Consider the following 17,418-nt stretch of genomic DNA (forward strand, 5'->3'; position numbering starts at 1 on the left):
AACCCTCAATAGGCATAAAGAAAAGTTAGTAATTACTTCGCTTTACCTTGGTTTGCAACCGCGGCTTGTTTTGCTGCGATTTCATCTTGGTTACCCAGATAGTAGCGTTTGATTGGTTTCATGTTCTCATCGAACTCATAAACCAGTGGCACTGCTGTTGGGATGTTCAGGTTCAGAATCTCTTCTTCACCCATGTTGTCCAAGTATTTAACCAGTGCACGCAGTGAGTTACCGTGAGCTGCGATGATCACTTTCTCGCCTTTTTCAACACGTGGTTTAATCACTTCTTCCCAGTAAGGAACAACACGGTCGATAGTGGTTGCTAAGCTTTCAGTGACTGGCAGTTCAGATGGTTTCAAGTTTGCGTAACGTGGGTCATGACCAGGGAAACGCTCATCATCTTTAGTCAGGTCTGGTGGAGTGATAGCAAAACCGCGACGCCACAGTTTTACTTGCTCATCACCGTATTTTGCAGCAGTTTCTGATTTATCTAAACCTTGCAGTGCACCGTAGTGACGCTCGTTTAGTTTCCAGCTTTTTTCAACTGGCAGCCATTGCTGTTCAACTTGATCCAGAATGTTCCATAAGGTGTGGATAGCACGTTTTAGAACGGAGGTATAAGCGAAATCAAAAACAAAGCCTTCTTTTTTCAGCAGTTGACCTGCATTTTTGGCTTCTTCACGACCTTTTTCTGACAGTTCTACATCAGTCCAACCGGTGAAGCGGTTTTCTTTGTTCCACTCACTCTCACCGTGTCTTACTAAAACCAGTTTAGTTACAGCCATAGCTAAAACTCCTATCAGTACATTCAAATTAGAAATGAATTATTGCTGACCTACATTATAGGGATAGTCGCCCCGAACGCTAGTGACAACATGACGTTTTCTCAGTTTTAAGCCAAAAAAATCAATAATATCTAGGGATTAGTGATTTTAATTTAACTTAAGGTTAGGCGAAACGATTTAGTTTATTAGGTGTTTTAGCACCGTGTCACTGACTCAGTAAATCAGAAGGTATGGCATAGATTTAACCCTAAGTGAATCGATACAGCAAGTGAAAAATTTAATAATAATATGTGCTGGATTAATTTATTGGGGAATTTGATAAGCGGTAATAAATGATGCTGGTAAGTAAATACTTACCAGCAAGATAACGGGGTTATAGTTCTGAGACGACTTCAATATCGTAGTGGTATTTATCCCCATCAGGAACAAATTTCAGTCGATGGGTAATACACGATGGAGCATCTTCTTGGTGATGTGAAACAAACAATAGCTGAGTATTTCCTCGGCTAAGCATAATATCGATAAAACGCAGAACCAGCAGGCGATTTAGCCCATCAAGCCCTTGAAGAGGTTCATCCAAAATAAGCATGGTAGGGTGTTTAACCAAAGCGCGAGCAATCAGAATTAATCGCTGTTGACCCCACGATAAGCTATGAAATGGTTGTTGAGCCGTTTGTGGCGCAAATCCAAGTAGTGCTAGCCATTCATAAGCTAATTGAACTTGGCGGTCTGAAGGTGTTTGATACAGACCAATGGAGTCATGGAAACCGGAAATAATGACGTTGAGTACACTGGTTGCCACTCGATATTCTTGATGAATACTGTTACTGACATAGCCAATATGGCGCTTAATATCCCAAATCGTTTCTCCACTGCCGCGACGGCGTCCAAACAAGGTTAAATCATTACTATAACCTTGAGGATGGTCACCAGTGATCAGGCTTAATAGCGTGGATTTACCTGCACCATTTTCACCAATGATCTGCCAGTGTTCTCCGGGATTAACTTGCCAGCTTAGCCCATGCAAAATGGGTTTATCGTTGTAGCTAACGACGCCATTATTTAAAACAATACGTGGTGTCTCTTTATCAAGCGTATCTTCAAGAGTTGGGTCTTCTTGTTCAGGAATAGTAAGTTGCTTGATTTTTTCGCTGTGCTGTAGCTGGTGGATCAGCGTGTTAGCAAGCACTGACTCTCTCTCGCCACTTAGAGTGAGTTTACAGTCAGCGACAACACCAATGTGCTCAACAAAATCGGGGATCTCATCAAAGCGGTTGAGCACCAATACGACAGTGAGTCCTTTATCATGCAGGCTAAAGAGCAGTTCGCTAAGGTTGCTTCGTGAATAAATATCTAAGCCATCAAAGGGTTCATCGAGGATCAGTAAGTCTGGAGAACCCATCAACGTTTGGCACAGTAGGACTTTGCGAGTTTCCCCCGTAGACAGGTATTTAAAGCGACGTGATAGCAAATCGCTGATACCAAATCTAGCCGCAAGCTCTAAGCACAATTCATTATCTTTATGATGAAGTTGAATAATCTCCGCGGCAGTAAAGCCAGTATCTTCTTCATCGTCACTGAGTAAGTCGGTATTATTACGTTGCCACTCTTCTGCGATGATTTTTTGTAGCTGCTCAAAAGAGAGGCGAATAGGGGATTTGAAGCCGCTTTGGGTGATACCGGAAAGGGATTGCAACTCCTCAGAGAGTACGCGTGCTAGCGATGACTTTCCGCTACCATTGGCACCAATAAAAGCCCAGCTTTCACCCGAATGAATTTCGAGATGAGGAATATCGAGCGTTTGGGTTTCGCTCAGTTTAAAGCACCCATTTTGTATTGTTATCGAGCTCATTTAGCTTCCTTATCATTGACCTGCCTGCTATCACAAATAATCAGGTTTACAAGTAAAGTCAATAAGTCGACATGAGAGGAAGCTAAAAAATAGTGAATCAGGGACAATATTAGGGGCATTAACCCCTAAAAATCTAGCAAAGTGTAGCGATAATCACTTGATCAGCATTAAATAGCGCTGTAATTGGATCGTTAATCGCCAGCTTTAACGCATCAACTTCTTGATTTGATAAGGTGGAGCAGAGTGTTTCTCCACCCGCTAAAGTGACAAGGATTTCGCTGTTTTCAGGGCCTCTTTCGAGGGTTGAAACGGTGCCTGAGAGTTGATTATCAAAATGGGTTTCGCTTGGTTTCTTGGTCAGTTTGACCCACGGCGCTTTAATCAGGGCGAGGACTTCTTTTCCTTCAACTAAGCCAAGGCGGTTAGCGCTAGATTCGGTGAGTGCGGCGTTAATGACGGTTTTCTTGTCGGCCAGTTTCACTTGAACGTGCTGTAAAACATGGTTGTGATCTCGTGCAATCAGAGTGCCGAAAAACTGGTTGCGGGCACTGGTTTGTAATGAAAAGCGAGAAATTGCAGCGAGCAGGCTATCAAGAGGAAGGCTATCATCTTTGAGCACATCAAAAGCTTTTTGTTGAATTTGCCCCAGTAAATCATAGAGCTGGATTAATCTTTCCCCATACTGGGTGAGCGTGGTTCCGCCACCACCTTTGCCTCCGGTTGATCTATCCAACAGAATGTCATCAGTGAGTTGGTTCATTTCATTGATGGCATCCCACGCACTTTTATAGCTGATCCCTGCAAGTTTAGCACCTTGGCTAATTGATCCTGTCGCTTTTATTTGTTTTAGTAAAGCAATTCGGCGAGGGTCGGCAAATAAACTTCCCTGTAGCTTCAATGTAAGTAAGATTTCGGCCTGCATTGTTAAGATCTCCCTGCTAGGATTGTGGCGGCAAAGGCAAAAAGCACGTTTCGTATCTTGCTAGTATAATAATTTGTCTAAAATAGTATGCAATATAATGCTATTGTGCGTTATTATTTTCATTGTATCGATTTTCCCTCGTCAGCGTATCAGAATGCTGGTGAGCACAGTATCACTGAAGAGGCTTAGATGTTAGAACTTATCAAAAGTTTGGGCTTTGCCCTGTTAATGGTTCCGGTTGTAATGGTAATGATCATGGGTCTGATCTATGGCTTAGGTTCATTCTTTAACCTATTGTCTAAAGCGCACGTCCCACATCACCATCATGAAGAAAGAAAATAACCTTTTATAGGTTTATTTTCGTGCTAATTATTGCCCTCTGGCTATTCCATAGTCGGGGGGCAAGTCATTTTTATCCCCTAAAAATCTGCCTGTTAACACCTTGTCATACTAGTCAACTTAAAACACTAATGTTGTCTATCCTCCTGTCGATATTATTGTTATGAGTTCGTAAATTCATCAATTATTGAGCTAGCACACCTTTATGCATTGTTTGACTTTAAGTTAACGCTATATCTTGATATATATAGCGTGTTAAATAATACAATGGTGGATTAATATGAAAAAAGGTTTGATATCTCTGGTTGCGGGTGCCACGTTAACACTGACTATGGCGGGTAATAGCTTCGCAGCTGAAAAAATTACCGTGTTTGCAGCAGCGTCACTGACTAACGCACTGAATGAAATTTCAGAGCAATATAAGAAAGAAACGAATGTTGAAGTGGTGGCTTCTTATGCTTCCTCTTCAACGCTGGCTCGCCAGATTGAGCAAGGTGCACCGGCAAATATGTTTATCTCTGCTGATCAGCAGTGGATGGACTTTGCGATTGATAAAAATCTGATGGTTAAAGACACCCGTTATACTTTATTAGGTAATGAGTTAGTGTTGATTGCACCGAAAGATTCAAAAATCGATAAAGTGGAAATTAACAAACAGACAGATTGGAAAAAACTGTTAGATGGCGGCCGCTTAGCAGTCGGCGACCCTGACCACGTTCCTGTTGGGATCTATGCGAAAGAAGCATTAACCTATTTAGGGGCTTGGGAAACGGTTGACCCATTATTAGCGCGTACTAACAACGTACGTAGCGGCATGGCGCTAGTTGAGCGTCAAGAAGCACCATTAGGTATTGTGTACGGCTCCGATGCTGTTGCAAGCCAAAAAGTAAAAGTAGTGGGTATTTTCCCTGCTGACACTCATAAACCTGTTGAATATCCAATGGGAATTGTGAAAGATCAGGATAATAAAGCGACCCGTGACTACTATGAATACCTGAAAACCCCTGCGGCTTCAGAAATATTCAAGCGTTACGGCTTCACTCCAAATCAAAAATAATTAAGAGATCATATCGTTGCAGATGTTAAGTCCTTATGAATGGGAAGCGATTTACCTCAGTTTAAAAGTTTCCAGCGTGGCGGTGCTATTTAGCTTACCGTTTGGTATTTTGATGGCTTGGGTATTAGTCCGCTGCCATTTTCCTGGCAAAACATTGCTCGACAGTATTATCCACTTACCACTGGTGCTGCCACCAGTGGTAGTGGGATATTTGCTACTCGTCAGTATGGGAAAGCGAGGGTTCATTGGCGAATGGCTGTATGACTGGTTTGGTTTCAGTTTTACATTCAGTTGGCGAGGAGCCGCATTAGCATCGGCGGTGGTTGCATTTCCATTAATGGTGAGAGCGATACGCTTAGCGTTAGAAGCCGTAGATAAAAAGCTGGAACAAGCAGCACGAACCCTTGGTGCGAGCCCATTAAGAGTTTTTTTCACGATCACCATCCCATTATCGTTACCGGGAATTATCGTCGGTACGGTTTTAGCGTTTGCACGTTCTCTTGGCGAATTTGGGGCAACCATTACGTTTGTGTCTAATATTCCAGGGGAAACTCAGACAATCCCACTTGCTATGTATACGTTGATAGAAACGCCAGGAGCAGAAACCGATGCGGCGCGTTTGTGTATTATTGCGATTGTCTTAGCCTTAATTTCGTTATTAATTTCAGAATGGCTGACCCGTTGGGGCAAGAAGCGTCTGGGGGTAGCCTAATATGTTAGAACTAAATTTCGCTCAAAGATTGGGTGATTTACAAATGGAAGTGAATACCCAGTTACCCACGGAGAGCATCACGGCAGTTTTTGGATTATCCGGTGCGGGAAAAACATCACTAATCAATGTGATAGGCGGATTAACTAAGCCAAATAAAGGGCGGATAGTCCTAAATGGACGTACGCTGGTGGATATCGAAAAAGGCATCTGTCTACCCCCAGAAAAGCGCCATATTGGCTATGTTTTCCAAGATGCTCGGTTATTTCCTCACTACCGCGTAAAAAGTAATTTACGTTACGGTATGGCGCCGCAAATGAAAGAGCGATTCGACGATATCGTTGAATTGCTGGGAATTGAAAAATTACTAAATCGCTTTCCAATGACCCTCTCCGGTGGGGAAAAACAGCGGGTGGCGATTGGGCGCGCATTATTAACAGCGCCTGAAATTCTGTTGATGGACGAGCCATTAGCCTCCCTTGATCTCCCACGTAAGCGTGAATTATTGCCTTACTTAGAAAAGCTTTCCCAAGACGTTAAAATCCCAATTTTGTATGTCAGTCATAGCCTCGATGAAATCCTGCGTTTGGCTGATAAAGTTATCGTCATGGCGCAAGGTAAAGTGAAGGCATTTGGCCCCCTAGAAGAGGTGTGGGCAAGTAGCGCTCTGCGACCTTGGTTGCAGCAAGAAACCTTGAGTAGCGTGCTGAGTGTGGAAGTGCATAGCCAGCATCCAGATTATCAGATGACGGCGGTGATGGTTGGCAATCAAAAATTGTGGATCCCCCGCATCGATGTAGATAAAAACAGTGCGTTGCGGTTACGCATTGATGCGTCTGATGTCTCTTTAGTGCTTGAAAAACCGCAAGTTAGTAGTATCCGAAATATTCTATCTGCGGAAGTGGTGGAGTGGATAGAAGATGGCGAGCAAGTGGATGTGAAGTTAGATTTGGGTGATGAACACTATCTGTGGGCGAGGATCACGCGCTGGGCTAGGGATGAACTTTCGATCCGTAAGGGGCGGAAGGTGTTTGCGCAGGTTAAGTCGGCATCACTTTCTAAAACATTCTAAAGGATTGTCGTTCTTCATACCGCCATGTTAAGGCTCGTCATTCTTCACACCGCAGCGTTGTTGCCTTCATTAACTCACCCTAGTCACATACTTGTGTATGCTCCTAGGGATGAGTGAATTCGTCGCCTAGCTGCAATGCGAATAACTTAGAGCCTTGCTCCGAGTTATGCATTTATCTATGCGACAGTACTTCTTACAAAACATATTTGCGGATCACTTCGGCGATACCCGGTTCGGTATTCACGCGAGTGACAAGCTTCGCTTGCTGCTTGATTTCATCAACAGCATTGCCCATAGCAACTCCTAGGCCTGCAGTCGTTAGCATACTTAAATCATTGAAATTATCGCCGAAAGCAACCACATCATTCATGCTCATGCCTTGGGATTCGACCCATTCTTTCAGGCGCTGGCCTTTGCTATTGCCTTTGCGACCCACATCCACTTGATCTTCCCACGACCATTCGCAATCTAAGTCTAATTCTGACTCAATTTCACGAACAACATCGTGCAGGCGTTGATGGTCTGGGGAGGTGACAGCAAATTTCCAAATATACTCATATTGATTGAGCGCATGAGCGAAGTCTTCGATAAATTCGAAAGTTGGACGCTGGTGTTGAGGTAAAGATTGCGCCCAATTTAATGTCCGCGTCACACCTTCAGTTTTCGTGTGATATAGCATCGCATTATCAACATACATTAAATGTTGAATATCAGAGCCGCGCAGTTTTTCAATCAGTAAAGCAGCGGAATCCACCGTCATTGGGTTGGACTCTAAGACTTTTTTACCTAAATAGTCATACAGATAGGTACCGTTACAGCAAATTGCAGGGGTATCTAAGTCAAGTGTCTGATAAAACGGATGAATGGCCACATGGTGGCGACCTGTCACAATGATGACTTTGACCCCTTGTCGACGGGCTTCATTCAGGACTTCTAAAGATTCGGGCAGAATTTTTTTCTGGTGATCAAGTAGCGTTCCATCGAGATCAAGGGCAATAACACGGTATGACATAAACGACTCCATATGATTTTTTCGGATTCATTTTAGGGCTTTATGATAACTGAAGTTGATTAGTGTTTATACACTAAACTGTGCTGCGTAGGTTTTTAGTGGTGATTGGGTTTTTAACCGTAATTTGGTTTTTTAGCGGCAATTTGATTTTTTTTCGGTATAGTCAGTCCATCATTTCATTCGATGATTTTACTATCAATCAAGGAGTCAGGATGGATCAGGTTGTTTATGTTGCCAGCCCAGAAACCCAACAAATTCACGTTTGGGCGATGAATCAAGTGGGTGAACTCTCACTGTTGCAAACCGTGAATACGCCGGGGCAAGTGCAGCCAATGGTGGTGAGCCACGATAAAAAGCATCTGTATATCGGGATCGGGCCTCACCTGAGTGTTGTGACCTATAATATTGAACCTCAAGGTACATTACGTTTTAAAGCACAAACCTGCGTGCCAGGAAAACCTGTGCATTTATCGCTGGATAATAGCGGTAAATTTCTATTTGTTCCTTCTTACCACCAGCATAATTTAACGGTATTACCGATTGGTAGTGACGGCGTTGCAGGGGCACCAATTCAAGTTATCGAAGGATTACGCCATCCGCATTCATCCCATATGGACGCTGATAATCAGCAGCTGTGGGTGCCATGTTTAGGCGAAGATCATATTCGTTTATTTGATCTGGCAAACAATGGTTATTTAACCGAAGCTACAGCGGATCAAATTACAACGGCACCAAAAGCAGGTCCTCGCCATTTAGCGCTACACCCTCAAGAAAAAGTGATTTACTGCTTGAATGAACTAGATTCCACGATCAACGTTTATCATAAATTTACGCGTTACCGTGAAATGCAGAATGTCGCGTTGTACCCTGCGGGTAATCTGAGCCAGCGTTGGGCAGCGGATATTCATATCACGCCAAATGGTCGTCATTTATATGCGAGTGAACGCTCAGAAAGTTACTTAGCTCACTATCAAGTGTCTGAGAATGGGCGCGAGTTAAGTTTAGTTGGACGCTACCCAACGCAAGCGCAGCCTCGTGGTTTTAATATTGACCCATCAGGGCGTTTCTTGGTGTCGAGTGGACAAAAATCTGATCATATTTCAGTGTCAGAGATTGATTCTATCACTGGAAAATTGACTGAATTAGCGCGTTATAAAGCCTCTGCGGGCTGTATGTGGGTGACATTCCGTTAAAGGTTGAGCAAATGTCGCTGAGTGGATAGCTCAGCGACATTTTACGTTAAGCGGCGAGCACTTTTTCCATTACTTGAGTTATTTTACTCAGCTGCTCAGGGGTAATAATATACGGCAGCATCACATAAATAAGCTTACCAAATGGGCGTACCCATACCCCTTCAGCCACAAAAACTTTCTGCAATTCGGCCGTATTGACCGGCTGCTTCATCTCAATCACACCAATAGTGCCTAACACCCGAACATCCTGAACACTTGAATAACGGGCAAGGGGAAGTAACTCTGTTCTTAGTTGCAGTTCAATGTTGGCAACAGTTTCTTGCCATGGGCTTTCTAGCAATAATTTCAAACTGGCATTGGCAACGGCGCAGGCCAATGGGTTCCCCATAAAGGTCGGTCCGTGCATAAAGCAGCCAGCTTCCCCATTACTGATGGTTTCCGCGACATGGCGAGTGGCAATGGTGGCCGAGAGTGTCATATAGCCTCCCGTCAAACCTTTTCCTAGGCACATGATATCAGGAGAAATTTCCGCATGCTGGCAAGCAAATAACTTTCCGGTACGACCAAACCCTGTGGCGATTTCATCCGCAATCAGCAGTAATCCGTAATGGTCGCAAAGTTCACGAACGCCTTTAAGGTAATTAGGATGATAGAAACGCATTCCGCCCGCACCTTGTACGATAGGTTCGAGGATGATCGCAGCAATATCTTGATGGTTTTCGGCAAGTTGATGCTTGAGTGGCTGAAGATCATTTTCATTCCATTCATCATGGAAACCACATTGAGGCGCGTCGACAAAAATATGAGGCGGCAAATAACCTTTGTATAAACCGTGCATGGAATTGTCAGGATCACACACCGCCATCGCACCAAAAGTATCCCCATGATAACCATGACGTAACGTGAGAATTCGCTGGCGCTTTTCACCACGAGCTTGCCAGTATTGCAGCGCCATTTTTAAGGAAACTTCCACGGCGACGGAGCCTGAATCTGCAAGGAAAACACACTCTAATGGCTCAGGGGTGATGGCAACCAGTTGTTTGCATAATGCAATGGCAGGTGGATGGGTAATACCCCCGAACATCACGTGGGACATTTTCGCCAGTTGGTCGGTGACTGCTTGATTGAGTACCGGGTGATTATAGCCATGAATGGTTGCCCACCATGATGACATTCCATCCACCAGCCTTCTACCATCTTCCATAATCAGCTCCGCACCTTCTGCGGCAACGATTGGGTAGGCAGGAATAGGGTGGCTCATTGAGGTGTAAGGATGCCAAATGTGCTTGGCATCAAAAGCAATATCACAGATGTCCATAATCATTTTTCGTCAACTTTTTTTAGATCATTTAGTTGACATGATAATCGCAATATTTAAACTGGCAACAACTTTTTCAACTGGAGAGTTCCCGTGAGCCAACTAAAACAGTGGACAATAAAACAAGCTAACGAACTGTTTTCAATGCCGTTTTTTGAATTATTATTTCAAGCACAGCAAGTACATCGCCAACATTTTGACCCGCAACAAGTGCAAGTGAGCACGCTGCTATCTATCAAAACAGGGGCATGTCCTGAAGATTGTAAGTATTGCGCTCAGAGTGCGCGGTATAAAACGGGCTTAGAAACTGAACGCTTGATGGAAGTCCAGCAAGTGGTTGAATCGGCGAAGAAAGCGAAAAATGCCGGTTCTACGCGTTTTTGTATGGGGGCTGCGTGGCGTAACCCGAAAGAGCGTGATATGCCTTACCTTGAAATGATGGTCAAGGAAGTGAAAGCGCTAGGCATGGAAACGTGCATGACGCTGGGAATGATTGACGATTCGCAAGCAGGTCGCTTAGCGGATGCGGGTTTGGATTACTATAACCATAACCTTGATACCTCACCGGAATATTACGGCAATATTATCACCACGCGAACTTACCAAGACCGTTTAGATACGCTGGATAACGTACGTAATGCGGGAATTAAAGTCTGTTCAGGTGGCATTTTGGGCCTAGGTGAAAAAGTCAGTGACCGTGCGGCATTACTCGTGCAGCTGGCGAACTTACCAAAGCCACCAGAAAGTGTGCCTATCAATATGTTGATGAAGGTTGAAGGCACGCCAATGGCAGATAACGACGATGTCGATCCCTTTGATTTTATTCGTACTATTGCTGTGGCGCGGATTATGATGCCAAGCTCCTACGTGCGTTTATCCGCAGGGCGTGAGCATATGAACGAGCAAACCCAAGCGTTGTGCTTTATGGCAGGTGCGAACTCTGTTTTCTATGGCTGCAAATTGTTAACCACACCAAACCCGGATGAAAATAAAGATATTGCGCTGTTTAAAAAGCTGAATATCAACCCTGAGCGTATTGAAATGGAAGACGGGGAAGACCTACAAGCAGCGAAACTGGCAGAAACACTGTTAACCGCTGACAATCCGCAATTCTATAATGCGGCAGTCTGATGGGCTGGACATCGTTTATCGATAGCCAATTGCAGAAGCGTAAAGACGCTTCTGCATGGCGCGAGCGCAGATGTATTGAAAAAAGCTCTGGTCGGGAACTCCATTTTCAAGGCAAAAGCTACCTGAATTTTTCGTCAAATGATTATTTAGGGCTGAGCCAACACCCCGAAATTATCCGTGCTTGGCAGCAAGGTGCGCAAGAGTATGGGGTTGGAAGTGGTGGCTCTGGGCATATCACGGGGTTCACTCACGCTCATTACCAAGCGGAGCAGAAGCTAGCGGATTGGCTAGGTTATCCACGTGCCATTTTGTTTATCTCTGGCTTTGCCGCTAACCATGCTTTGATCACCGCGTTAATGACGGCGGAAGACCGTATTTTGGCTGATAAACTCAGCCATGCTTCTTTGTTAGAAGGGGCGATGCATTCCCAAGCCCAGTTACGACGCTTTAGCCACAATAGTGTTGATTCCTTAAAAAAACTAATCAGCAAACCCCATACAGCGAAAACGTTAGTGGTGACGGAAGGGGTGTTCAGCATGGATGGGGACAGTGCACCACTTGATGAACTGCAAACACTGGCTCGCGCCCACGATGCATGGTTGATGGTGGATGATGCTCATGGACTTGGGATCTGGGGCAAGCAAGGGCGTGGTAGTTGTGATGAATATGGTATTAAGCCCGATATTCTCGTGGCCACCTTTGGTAAAGCCGTTGGCGTTAGCGGGGCAGCGGTGTTGTGTGATGAACGCACTGCGGACTTTTTAATTCAAGCGGCTCGCCACCTTATTTACAGCACCTCAATGCCTCCGGCTCAAGCCGTTGCTATCTCGGCGGCGGTAGGAGAAATTCAACAAGCGGACGAGCAGCGAGCTCAATTACAGCGCAATATTCACTATTTTAAGCGCCAGCTTAATTTACCGGATATGCATCTAGTGGATTCGAATACGGCTATCCAACCGCTGATTGTCGGGGATAACGAAAAGAGTTTGCAGTTATCACAATTTTTGCGCGAGAAAGGCATTTGGGTTCAAGCTATTAGACCACCGACGGTTCCACCGGGTAGTGCCAGATTACGCATGACATTAAGCGCTGCTCATCAGCAAGACGATATCGACAAATTATTGGAGGCACTCAATGAGTTTGTCTTTGTATCATGATGAGGCGAGTTTATCGCGAAATACTCGAGAAAAAGCCAAGATAGCGTCGGCATTTGGGCGTGCAGCTTCCCGTTATGATTCTCTGGCTAGCTATCAACAAAATAGCGGTAAGCAGCTGCTTAGCTTGTTAGAAAGCCACGGGGCAATAGAGACTTCTATGTTTTCTCAACAGGTATTAGATGCAGGTTGTGGAACAGGATTTTTTAGCCAAATTATCAAACAGATGGGAGCGCATGTGACGGCGCTTGACCTCTCCGCGGGCATGCTGGATGTCGCGCGAAGCAAGCAAGCGGCGCACCGTTATGTGTGTGGGGATATGGACACACTTCCTTTTGAGGATGCCAGTTTTGATTGGGTATTTTCGAATTTAGCCATTCAGTGGTGCGATGATCTATCTCATGCTCTAAGCGAGTTATATCGTGTGACCAAGCCTGGTGGCATTATCGGGTTCACCACATTAGCGGAGCACTCCCTTGGTGAACTCTCGACGGCTTGGAAAGCGTTAGATGACTCCCCTCATGTTAACCGTTTTTTACCCTACTCAAAGATTATTAAGAGCTGTCAGGCGTGGCGTAGCCAACTTTATCAACAAGCGGATACGCTCTATTTTTCTAACCTCATTGAATTGCTTAATTCGGTGAAGGGGATCGGCGCAACTCACTTAACTGCGGGTCGCCAAGCGGGGCTGATGACACGTCAGCGTTTGCAGCAACTCATCGAGGTATACCCAAATACCGAGAAAGGGCTGCCATTAACCTATCAAACTGTATTTGGAATTATTTATCGTGACTAAAACGTATTTTGTAACCGGAACCGATACTGAAATCGGCAAAACGATGTCGAGTTGTGCATTGTTGCAAGCGGCTAATCTGCAAGGGCTGAAAACCGTAGGGTATAAGCCAGTTGCTTCAGGTAGCGAAATGACGGCTCAAGGTTTGCGTAATAGCGATGCACTACAACTGCAAGCTAATAGCCGCGTTACAGTGCCTTATGAGCAAATCAATCCCATCATTTTTGAAGTGCCGACATCACCACACATTGTTAGTGAAAAAACAGGTCAGCCCATTGAATTTTCTGTGATGACTCAAGGGCTAAAACAGTTACAGAAGCAGGCTGAATGGGTACTAGTGGAAGGTGCTGGCGGCTGGTATACCCCATTATCTGCCGAACAAACCTACGCAGATTGGGTGGTTGAGCAGCAGTTACCCGTGATTTTGGTGGTTGGTGTGAAGCTTGGATGTATTAACCATGCGGTATTAACCGCGCAAGCTGTGAAAGCCTCTGGGTTATCTTTAGTTGGCTGGGTTGCGAATGAAGTGGAGCCTGCGGGCACATATCAACAAGAATATCTCACTGCATTGAAGCGTATGATCGATGCGCCATGCTTAGGGATCATCCCGCATATCGAAAGCCAATCTACCGATTGTTTAGGGCAATATTTAGACCTTTCCTTCCTTTAAGATCCCTTAAAAATCGTCATAAACCCGCTATACAATTAGCTATGGCGGGAATACGCCTTTGACTTGTTTTCGCCGATCTTTTTTAACGTTAATGATCCTTTTTTTGTCAAGTTTCATCGGGAAAATACTAAGTAGTTTCCGTAAAAAAACAGAATATTTTTCTTTTGTCGCGAATGGAGAGTAAAAACACTTTCACCATTTCGCCATATTTCTGTCATTTTATTGCCAAACCGTAAAATGAGCATGTTACGGGAGTGCATGAGGCGGAAGGGCTTCCAGAGTTATCCACTATTTCTGTGGATAACCTTGTGAATTAACATTCAAAAACCATTCTGATGCTAGGTGACAAGCGGCTTTGCCTTTATTTGATGTGATTCTGGGCTTTTATATAATTTTATTTAAATACAATTAGTTAAATAAAAGCAAGCGTTCTATTTAGATTTGCGTTAAAGCCAAAAAGTCTAAAAGCATAAAATATCCACTTTCGAAAAGGTCAAGTTTTATTTTGGGGATAACATTTTCGTAAACAGATTTCAACCTCATAAAAAGGAAATTTATCGCCAGCACTTGAAGCTGGTTTTTTATCCAGTATCATAGGCGAGAGATTATTAAAGAGGCATAACTATGAGCAAGGATTTTAAACTGTATTCTGATTTTCAGCCGGGAGGCGATCAGCCTGAGGCGATTCGTAAATTAAGAGAAGGGTTAGAAGATGGTCTTGCTCATCAAACCTTGTTAGGGGTTACGGGGTCGGGTAAAACTTTTACAATTGCCAACGTTATCGCGCAAGAAAATCGCCCAACGATGTTGATGGCACATAACAAAACTTTGGCGGCGCAACTCTACAGCGAAATGAAAGCCTTCTTTCCTGAGAACGCAGTGGAGTATTTCGTTTCTTACTACGACTATTATCAGCCTGAAGCGTATGTCCCCAGCTCGGATACCTTTATTGAGAAAGATGCCTCGGTAAACGAACATATCGAGCAGATGCGTTTGTCTGCAACCAAAGCTTTACTTGAGCGCCGTGATGTCATTGTAGTGGCATCGGTCTCTGCAATTTATGGGTTGGGTGATCCAGATAGCTACTTAAAAATGATGCTGCACTTGACTGACGGCATGATCATTGACCAGCGCTCTATTTTGCGCCGCCTTGCAGACTTGCAGTATACCCGTAATGACCAAGCATTCACGCGAGGAACATTCCGCGTTCGTGGCGAAGTGATTGATATTTTCCCAGCAGAATCCGATGAGTATGCATTAAGAGTTGAACTTTTTGATGACGAAGTGGAGCGATTATCATTGTTCGACCCGTTAACCGGAGCTATTCAACATCGCGTACCACGCTTTACCGTGTACCCTAAAACTCACTATGTGACGCCAAGAGAACGAATTCTTGAGGCGATGGAAAATATCAAAGTCGAGTTAGCTGATAGGCGAAAAGTGTTGTTAGAGAATCATAAGCTACTGGAAGAGCAGCGGATCACTCAGCGCACCCAATTTGACTTGGAAATGATGAATGAGTTGGGCTACTGCTCTGGTATTGAAAACTATTCACGTTATCTTTCGGGTCGCGCACCGGGCGAGCCACCGCCAACATTATTTGATTATTTGCCCGCTGATGGATTGCTGGTTGTGGATGAGTCTCACGTCACCATCCCTCAAATTGGTGCGATGTATAAAGGTGACCGTTCTCGTAAAGAGACTCTCGTCGAGTATGGTTTCCGGCTGCCTTCTGCCCTCGATAACCGCCCAATGCGTTTTGAAGAATTTGAAGCTTTAGCGCCTCAAACTATCTATGTCTCTGCGACACCGGGTAATTACGAGTTGGATAAATCAGGGCAGGAAGTGATTGAGCAGGTAGTTAGACCTACTGGGCTGCTTGATCCGCTGATTGAAGTGCGTCCGGTGGCAACGCAGGTGGATGATTTGCTATCCGAAATTCGTATTCGCGTCCAGAAACAGGAGCGTGTGCTGGTCACCACCTTAACCAAACGCATGGCGGAAGATCTCACCGAATATTTAGAAGAGCATGGGGAGCGTGTGCGTTATTTGCACTCGGATATTGATACGGTTGAGCGTGTCGAAATTATTCGTGATTTACGCCTCGGCGAGTTTGATGTACTGGTTGGGATCAACTTATTGCGAGAAGGTTTGGATATGCCAGAGGTTTCGCTGGTGGCTATCCTTGATGCTGATAAAGAAGGTTTCTTACGTTCAGAACGTTCACTGATCCAAACCATCGGTCGTGCAGCGCGTAACTTGAACGGTAAAGCCATTTTGTATGGGGATAGGATCACTAACTCCATGGAAAAAGCCATTGCTGAGACAGAACGACGTCGTGCCAAACAGATGGCGTTTAACGAAGCCCATGGCATCACGCCTAAAGGCTTGAACAAGAAAGTGGGGGATATCCTCCAGATTGGTCACAAAGTGGGTGGCAAAGGGAAAGGGCGCAGCAAAGAGAGCATCAAAGATGAATCTCTGCTTAATGTTCAATCCATGTCAACGAAAGAGCTGGAGCAGCGTATTTCTCAATTGGAAGCACAGATGTACAAACATGCTCAAGATCTGGAATTTGAAGCCGCTGCTCGAGTACGTGACGAATTACAAACATTACGAAACCAATTTATCGCCAATTCGTAATTCACGATAATCGTTAAAAACGTAGTAATTTATTAAGCGCCTCTTAGCACTGCAACATGCAGGTTAAGGGGCTTTTTTTATGAATGAAATAAGTAAATAATTCGATTAAAAGCAAAGAGTTAATCTGTCAAGGAATTATCGTAAATTAGGACTAACTTTTTATCACTCTCCCAAAAATATTGGTTAGTATCTCGTCATCTTATGAACCAAGACGAGGCCGAGATGGTGACCCAATCAATTGTAGCTCCTCATGATTCAACCTTTAAAGGCTTTATGAGCAAAGTGGATAATGCGCGGGATTTTTTTGAAGTCCATCTTCCTAATCGCATTAAACACCTTTGCAATTTTGATACGTTGAAGTTAGCCAGCGCTTCATTTGTGGATAAAACATTGCGCTCTCGTTTCTCGGACATGCTCTATTCCGTTCAAACGCTCAAGGGTAAGGGATATTTTTATTTCTTGGTGGAGCACCAATCTTCCCCCGATAAGCTGATGGGTTGGCGGCTGATGCATTACGCATTTTGCGCGATGAATCAGCATTTGCAGCAGGGGCACCAAACTTTGCCGCTGGTGGTTCCCATCCTGTTTTATCATGGAAATCAATCCCCTTATCCCTATTCCCAATCATGGACGGATTGCTTTGAGTGGTCTGATTTAGCTCATAGTTTGTACTGTAATCCATTGCCTTTAGTGGATGTGACAGTGGCAAGTGACGATGAACTGGTGAATCACCGAAAAGTCGCGGCGATGGAGTTAGTTCTCAAACAT

Annotated in this window: 14 protein-coding genes and 2 pseudogenes; 11 read left to right on the forward strand and 5 right to left on the reverse strand. The window is 44.5% G+C overall.

Annotated elements, in window-relative coordinates; translation table 11 throughout:
- Positions 1–32 precede the first annotated feature (32 nt).
- The 3 genes from gpmA to modE form a co-directional block, all read right to left on the reverse strand.
- Positions 33–785: a 2,3-diphosphoglycerate-dependent phosphoglycerate mutase gene (gene gpmA / locus GKR74_RS17805; protein WP_036950561.1), complete on the reverse strand. Its 753-nt coding sequence runs from the start codon at positions 783–785 to the stop codon at positions 33–35.
- Positions 786–1,158: 373 nt separating this feature from the next.
- Positions 1,159–2,637 carry a molybdate ABC transporter ATP-binding protein ModF gene (gene modF, locus GKR74_RS17810; RefSeq protein ID WP_154604652.1) on the reverse strand — a complete coding sequence of 493 codons (1,479 nt, stop codon included), beginning with the start codon at positions 2,635–2,637 and terminating at the stop codon, positions 1,159–1,161.
- Positions 2,638–2,770: 133 nt separating this feature from the next.
- Positions 2,771–3,559 (reverse strand): molybdenum-dependent transcriptional regulator, encoded by a 789-nt coding sequence (gene modE, locus GKR74_RS17815; protein ID WP_154604653.1) that lies wholly within the window; start codon positions 3,557–3,559, stop codon positions 2,771–2,773.
- A gap of 189 nt (positions 3,560–3,748) precedes the next feature.
- Between modE and GKR74_RS17820 the strand changes: the two genes are divergently transcribed.
- The 4 genes from GKR74_RS17820 to modC all read left to right on the forward strand — a co-directional run bounded on the left by GKR74_RS17820 (position 3,749) and on the right by modC (position 6,736).
- Positions 3,749–3,901 (forward strand): AcrZ family multidrug efflux pump-associated protein, encoded by a 153-nt coding sequence (locus GKR74_RS17820; protein WP_154604654.1) that lies wholly within the window; start codon positions 3,749–3,751, stop codon positions 3,899–3,901.
- Between the two features lie 277 nt (positions 3,902–4,178).
- The gene (modA, locus tag GKR74_RS17825; protein ID WP_036950547.1) at positions 4,179–4,955 is read left to right on the forward strand and encodes a molybdate ABC transporter substrate-binding protein; all 777 of its coding nucleotides are present in this window, start codon (positions 4,179–4,181) and stop codon (positions 4,953–4,955) included.
- A gap of 22 nt (positions 4,956–4,977) precedes the next feature.
- Complete coding sequence (gene modB, locus GKR74_RS17830; protein ID WP_036950542.1) at positions 4,978–5,667, forward strand: molybdate ABC transporter permease subunit; 690 nt, start codon at positions 4,978–4,980, stop codon at positions 5,665–5,667.
- A gap of 1 nt (position 5,668) precedes the next feature.
- Entirely contained in the window at positions 5,669–6,736 is a 1,068-nt protein-coding gene (gene modC / locus GKR74_RS17835) for a molybdenum ABC transporter ATP-binding protein ModC (protein ID WP_154604655.1), read from the forward strand.
- A gap of 193 nt (positions 6,737–6,929) precedes the next feature.
- Here modC and GKR74_RS17840 read toward each other — a convergent pair whose 3' ends face one another.
- On the reverse strand, positions 6,930–7,748 hold the full coding sequence (locus tag GKR74_RS17840) for a pyridoxal phosphatase (protein WP_154604656.1): 819 nt from the start codon (positions 7,746–7,748) through the stop codon (positions 6,930–6,932).
- 212 nt (positions 7,749–7,960) lie between these two features.
- Here GKR74_RS17840 and pgl point away from each other — a divergent pair, with 212 nt between their 5' ends.
- Entirely contained in the window at positions 7,961–8,941 is a 981-nt protein-coding gene (gene pgl, locus GKR74_RS17845; RefSeq protein WP_154604657.1) for a 6-phosphogluconolactonase, read from the forward strand.
- Positions 8,942–8,987: 46 nt separating this feature from the next.
- Here the strand turns inward: pgl and bioA are convergent, their stop codons facing one another.
- Positions 8,988–10,259, reverse strand: coding sequence for an adenosylmethionine--8-amino-7-oxononanoate transaminase (bioA, locus tag GKR74_RS17850; RefSeq protein WP_154604658.1), 1,272 nt, complete (start codon positions 10,257–10,259; stop codon positions 8,988–8,990).
- Positions 10,260–10,352: 93 nt separating this feature from the next.
- Between bioA and bioB the strand changes: the two are divergent.
- From bioB to GKR74_RS17880, 6 genes and pseudogenes are all read left to right on the forward strand, one after another.
- Positions 10,353–11,387 (forward strand): annotated as a pseudogene (gene bioB / locus GKR74_RS17855) (biotin synthase BioB); the annotation flags it as partial.
- Positions 11,388–11,389: 2 nt separating this feature from the next.
- Positions 11,390–12,535, forward strand: a pseudogene (gene bioF / locus GKR74_RS17860) (8-amino-7-oxononanoate synthase); the annotation flags it as partial.
- Complete coding sequence (bioC, locus tag GKR74_RS17865) at positions 12,525–13,340, forward strand: malonyl-ACP O-methyltransferase BioC (protein WP_154604660.1); 816 nt, start codon at positions 12,525–12,527, stop codon at positions 13,338–13,340. The pseudogene bioF and the gene bioC, both read left to right, overlap by 11 nt.
- Positions 13,333–14,007, forward strand: coding sequence for a dethiobiotin synthase (gene bioD / locus GKR74_RS17870; protein ID WP_336431360.1), 675 nt, complete (start codon positions 13,333–13,335; stop codon positions 14,005–14,007). Before bioC ends, bioD begins: the two co-directional genes overlap by 8 nt.
- A gap of 624 nt (positions 14,008–14,631) precedes the next feature.
- Positions 14,632–16,650 carry an excinuclease ABC subunit UvrB gene (gene uvrB, locus GKR74_RS17875; protein WP_154604662.1) on the forward strand — a complete coding sequence of 673 codons (2,019 nt, stop codon included), beginning with the start codon at positions 14,632–14,634 and terminating at the stop codon, positions 16,648–16,650.
- Positions 16,651–16,872: 222 nt separating this feature from the next.
- Positions 16,873–17,418, forward strand: a 546-nt coding sequence (locus GKR74_RS17880; RefSeq protein WP_154604663.1) for an Rpn family recombination-promoting nuclease/putative transposase, incomplete at its 3' end; no start/stop codon positions are given.

Source organism: Providencia sp. wls1914, from assembly GCF_009706645.1.
GTDB classification, from domain to species: Bacteria; Pseudomonadota; Gammaproteobacteria; order Enterobacterales; family Enterobacteriaceae; genus Providencia; species Providencia zhijiangensis.

Bases quoted from the DNA above. Each gene is read 5' to 3' on its own strand.
- gpmA (WP_036950561.1), bottom strand. From the start codon at position 785: ATGGCTGTAACTAAACTGGTTTTAGTAAGACACGGTGAGAGTGAGTGG.
- modF (WP_154604652.1), bottom strand. From the start codon at position 2,637: ATGAGCTCGATAACAATACAAAATGGGTGCTTTAAACTGAGCGAAACC.
- modE (WP_154604653.1), bottom strand. From the start codon at position 3,559: ATGCAGGCCGAAATCTTACTTACATTGAAGCTACAGGGAAGTTTATTT.
- GKR74_RS17820 (WP_154604654.1), top strand. From the start codon at position 3,749: ATGTTAGAACTTATCAAAAGTTTGGGCTTTGCCCTGTTAATGGTTCCG.
- modA (WP_036950547.1), top strand. From the start codon at position 4,179: ATGAAAAAAGGTTTGATATCTCTGGTTGCGGGTGCCACGTTAACACTG.
- modB (WP_036950542.1), top strand. From the start codon at position 4,978: ATGTTAAGTCCTTATGAATGGGAAGCGATTTACCTCAGTTTAAAAGTT.
- modC (WP_154604655.1), top strand. From the start codon at position 5,669: ATGTTAGAACTAAATTTCGCTCAAAGATTGGGTGATTTACAAATGGAA.
- GKR74_RS17840 (WP_154604656.1), bottom strand. From the start codon at position 7,748: ATGTCATACCGTGTTATTGCCCTTGATCTCGATGGAACGCTACTTGAT.
- pgl (WP_154604657.1), top strand. From the start codon at position 7,961: ATGGATCAGGTTGTTTATGTTGCCAGCCCAGAAACCCAACAAATTCAC.
- bioA (WP_154604658.1), bottom strand. From the start codon at position 10,259: ATGGACATCTGTGATATTGCTTTTGATGCCAAGCACATTTGGCATCCT.
- bioC (WP_154604660.1), top strand. From the start codon at position 12,525: ATGAGTTTGTCTTTGTATCATGATGAGGCGAGTTTATCGCGAAATACT.
- uvrB (WP_154604662.1), top strand. From the start codon at position 14,632: ATGAGCAAGGATTTTAAACTGTATTCTGATTTTCAGCCGGGAGGCGAT.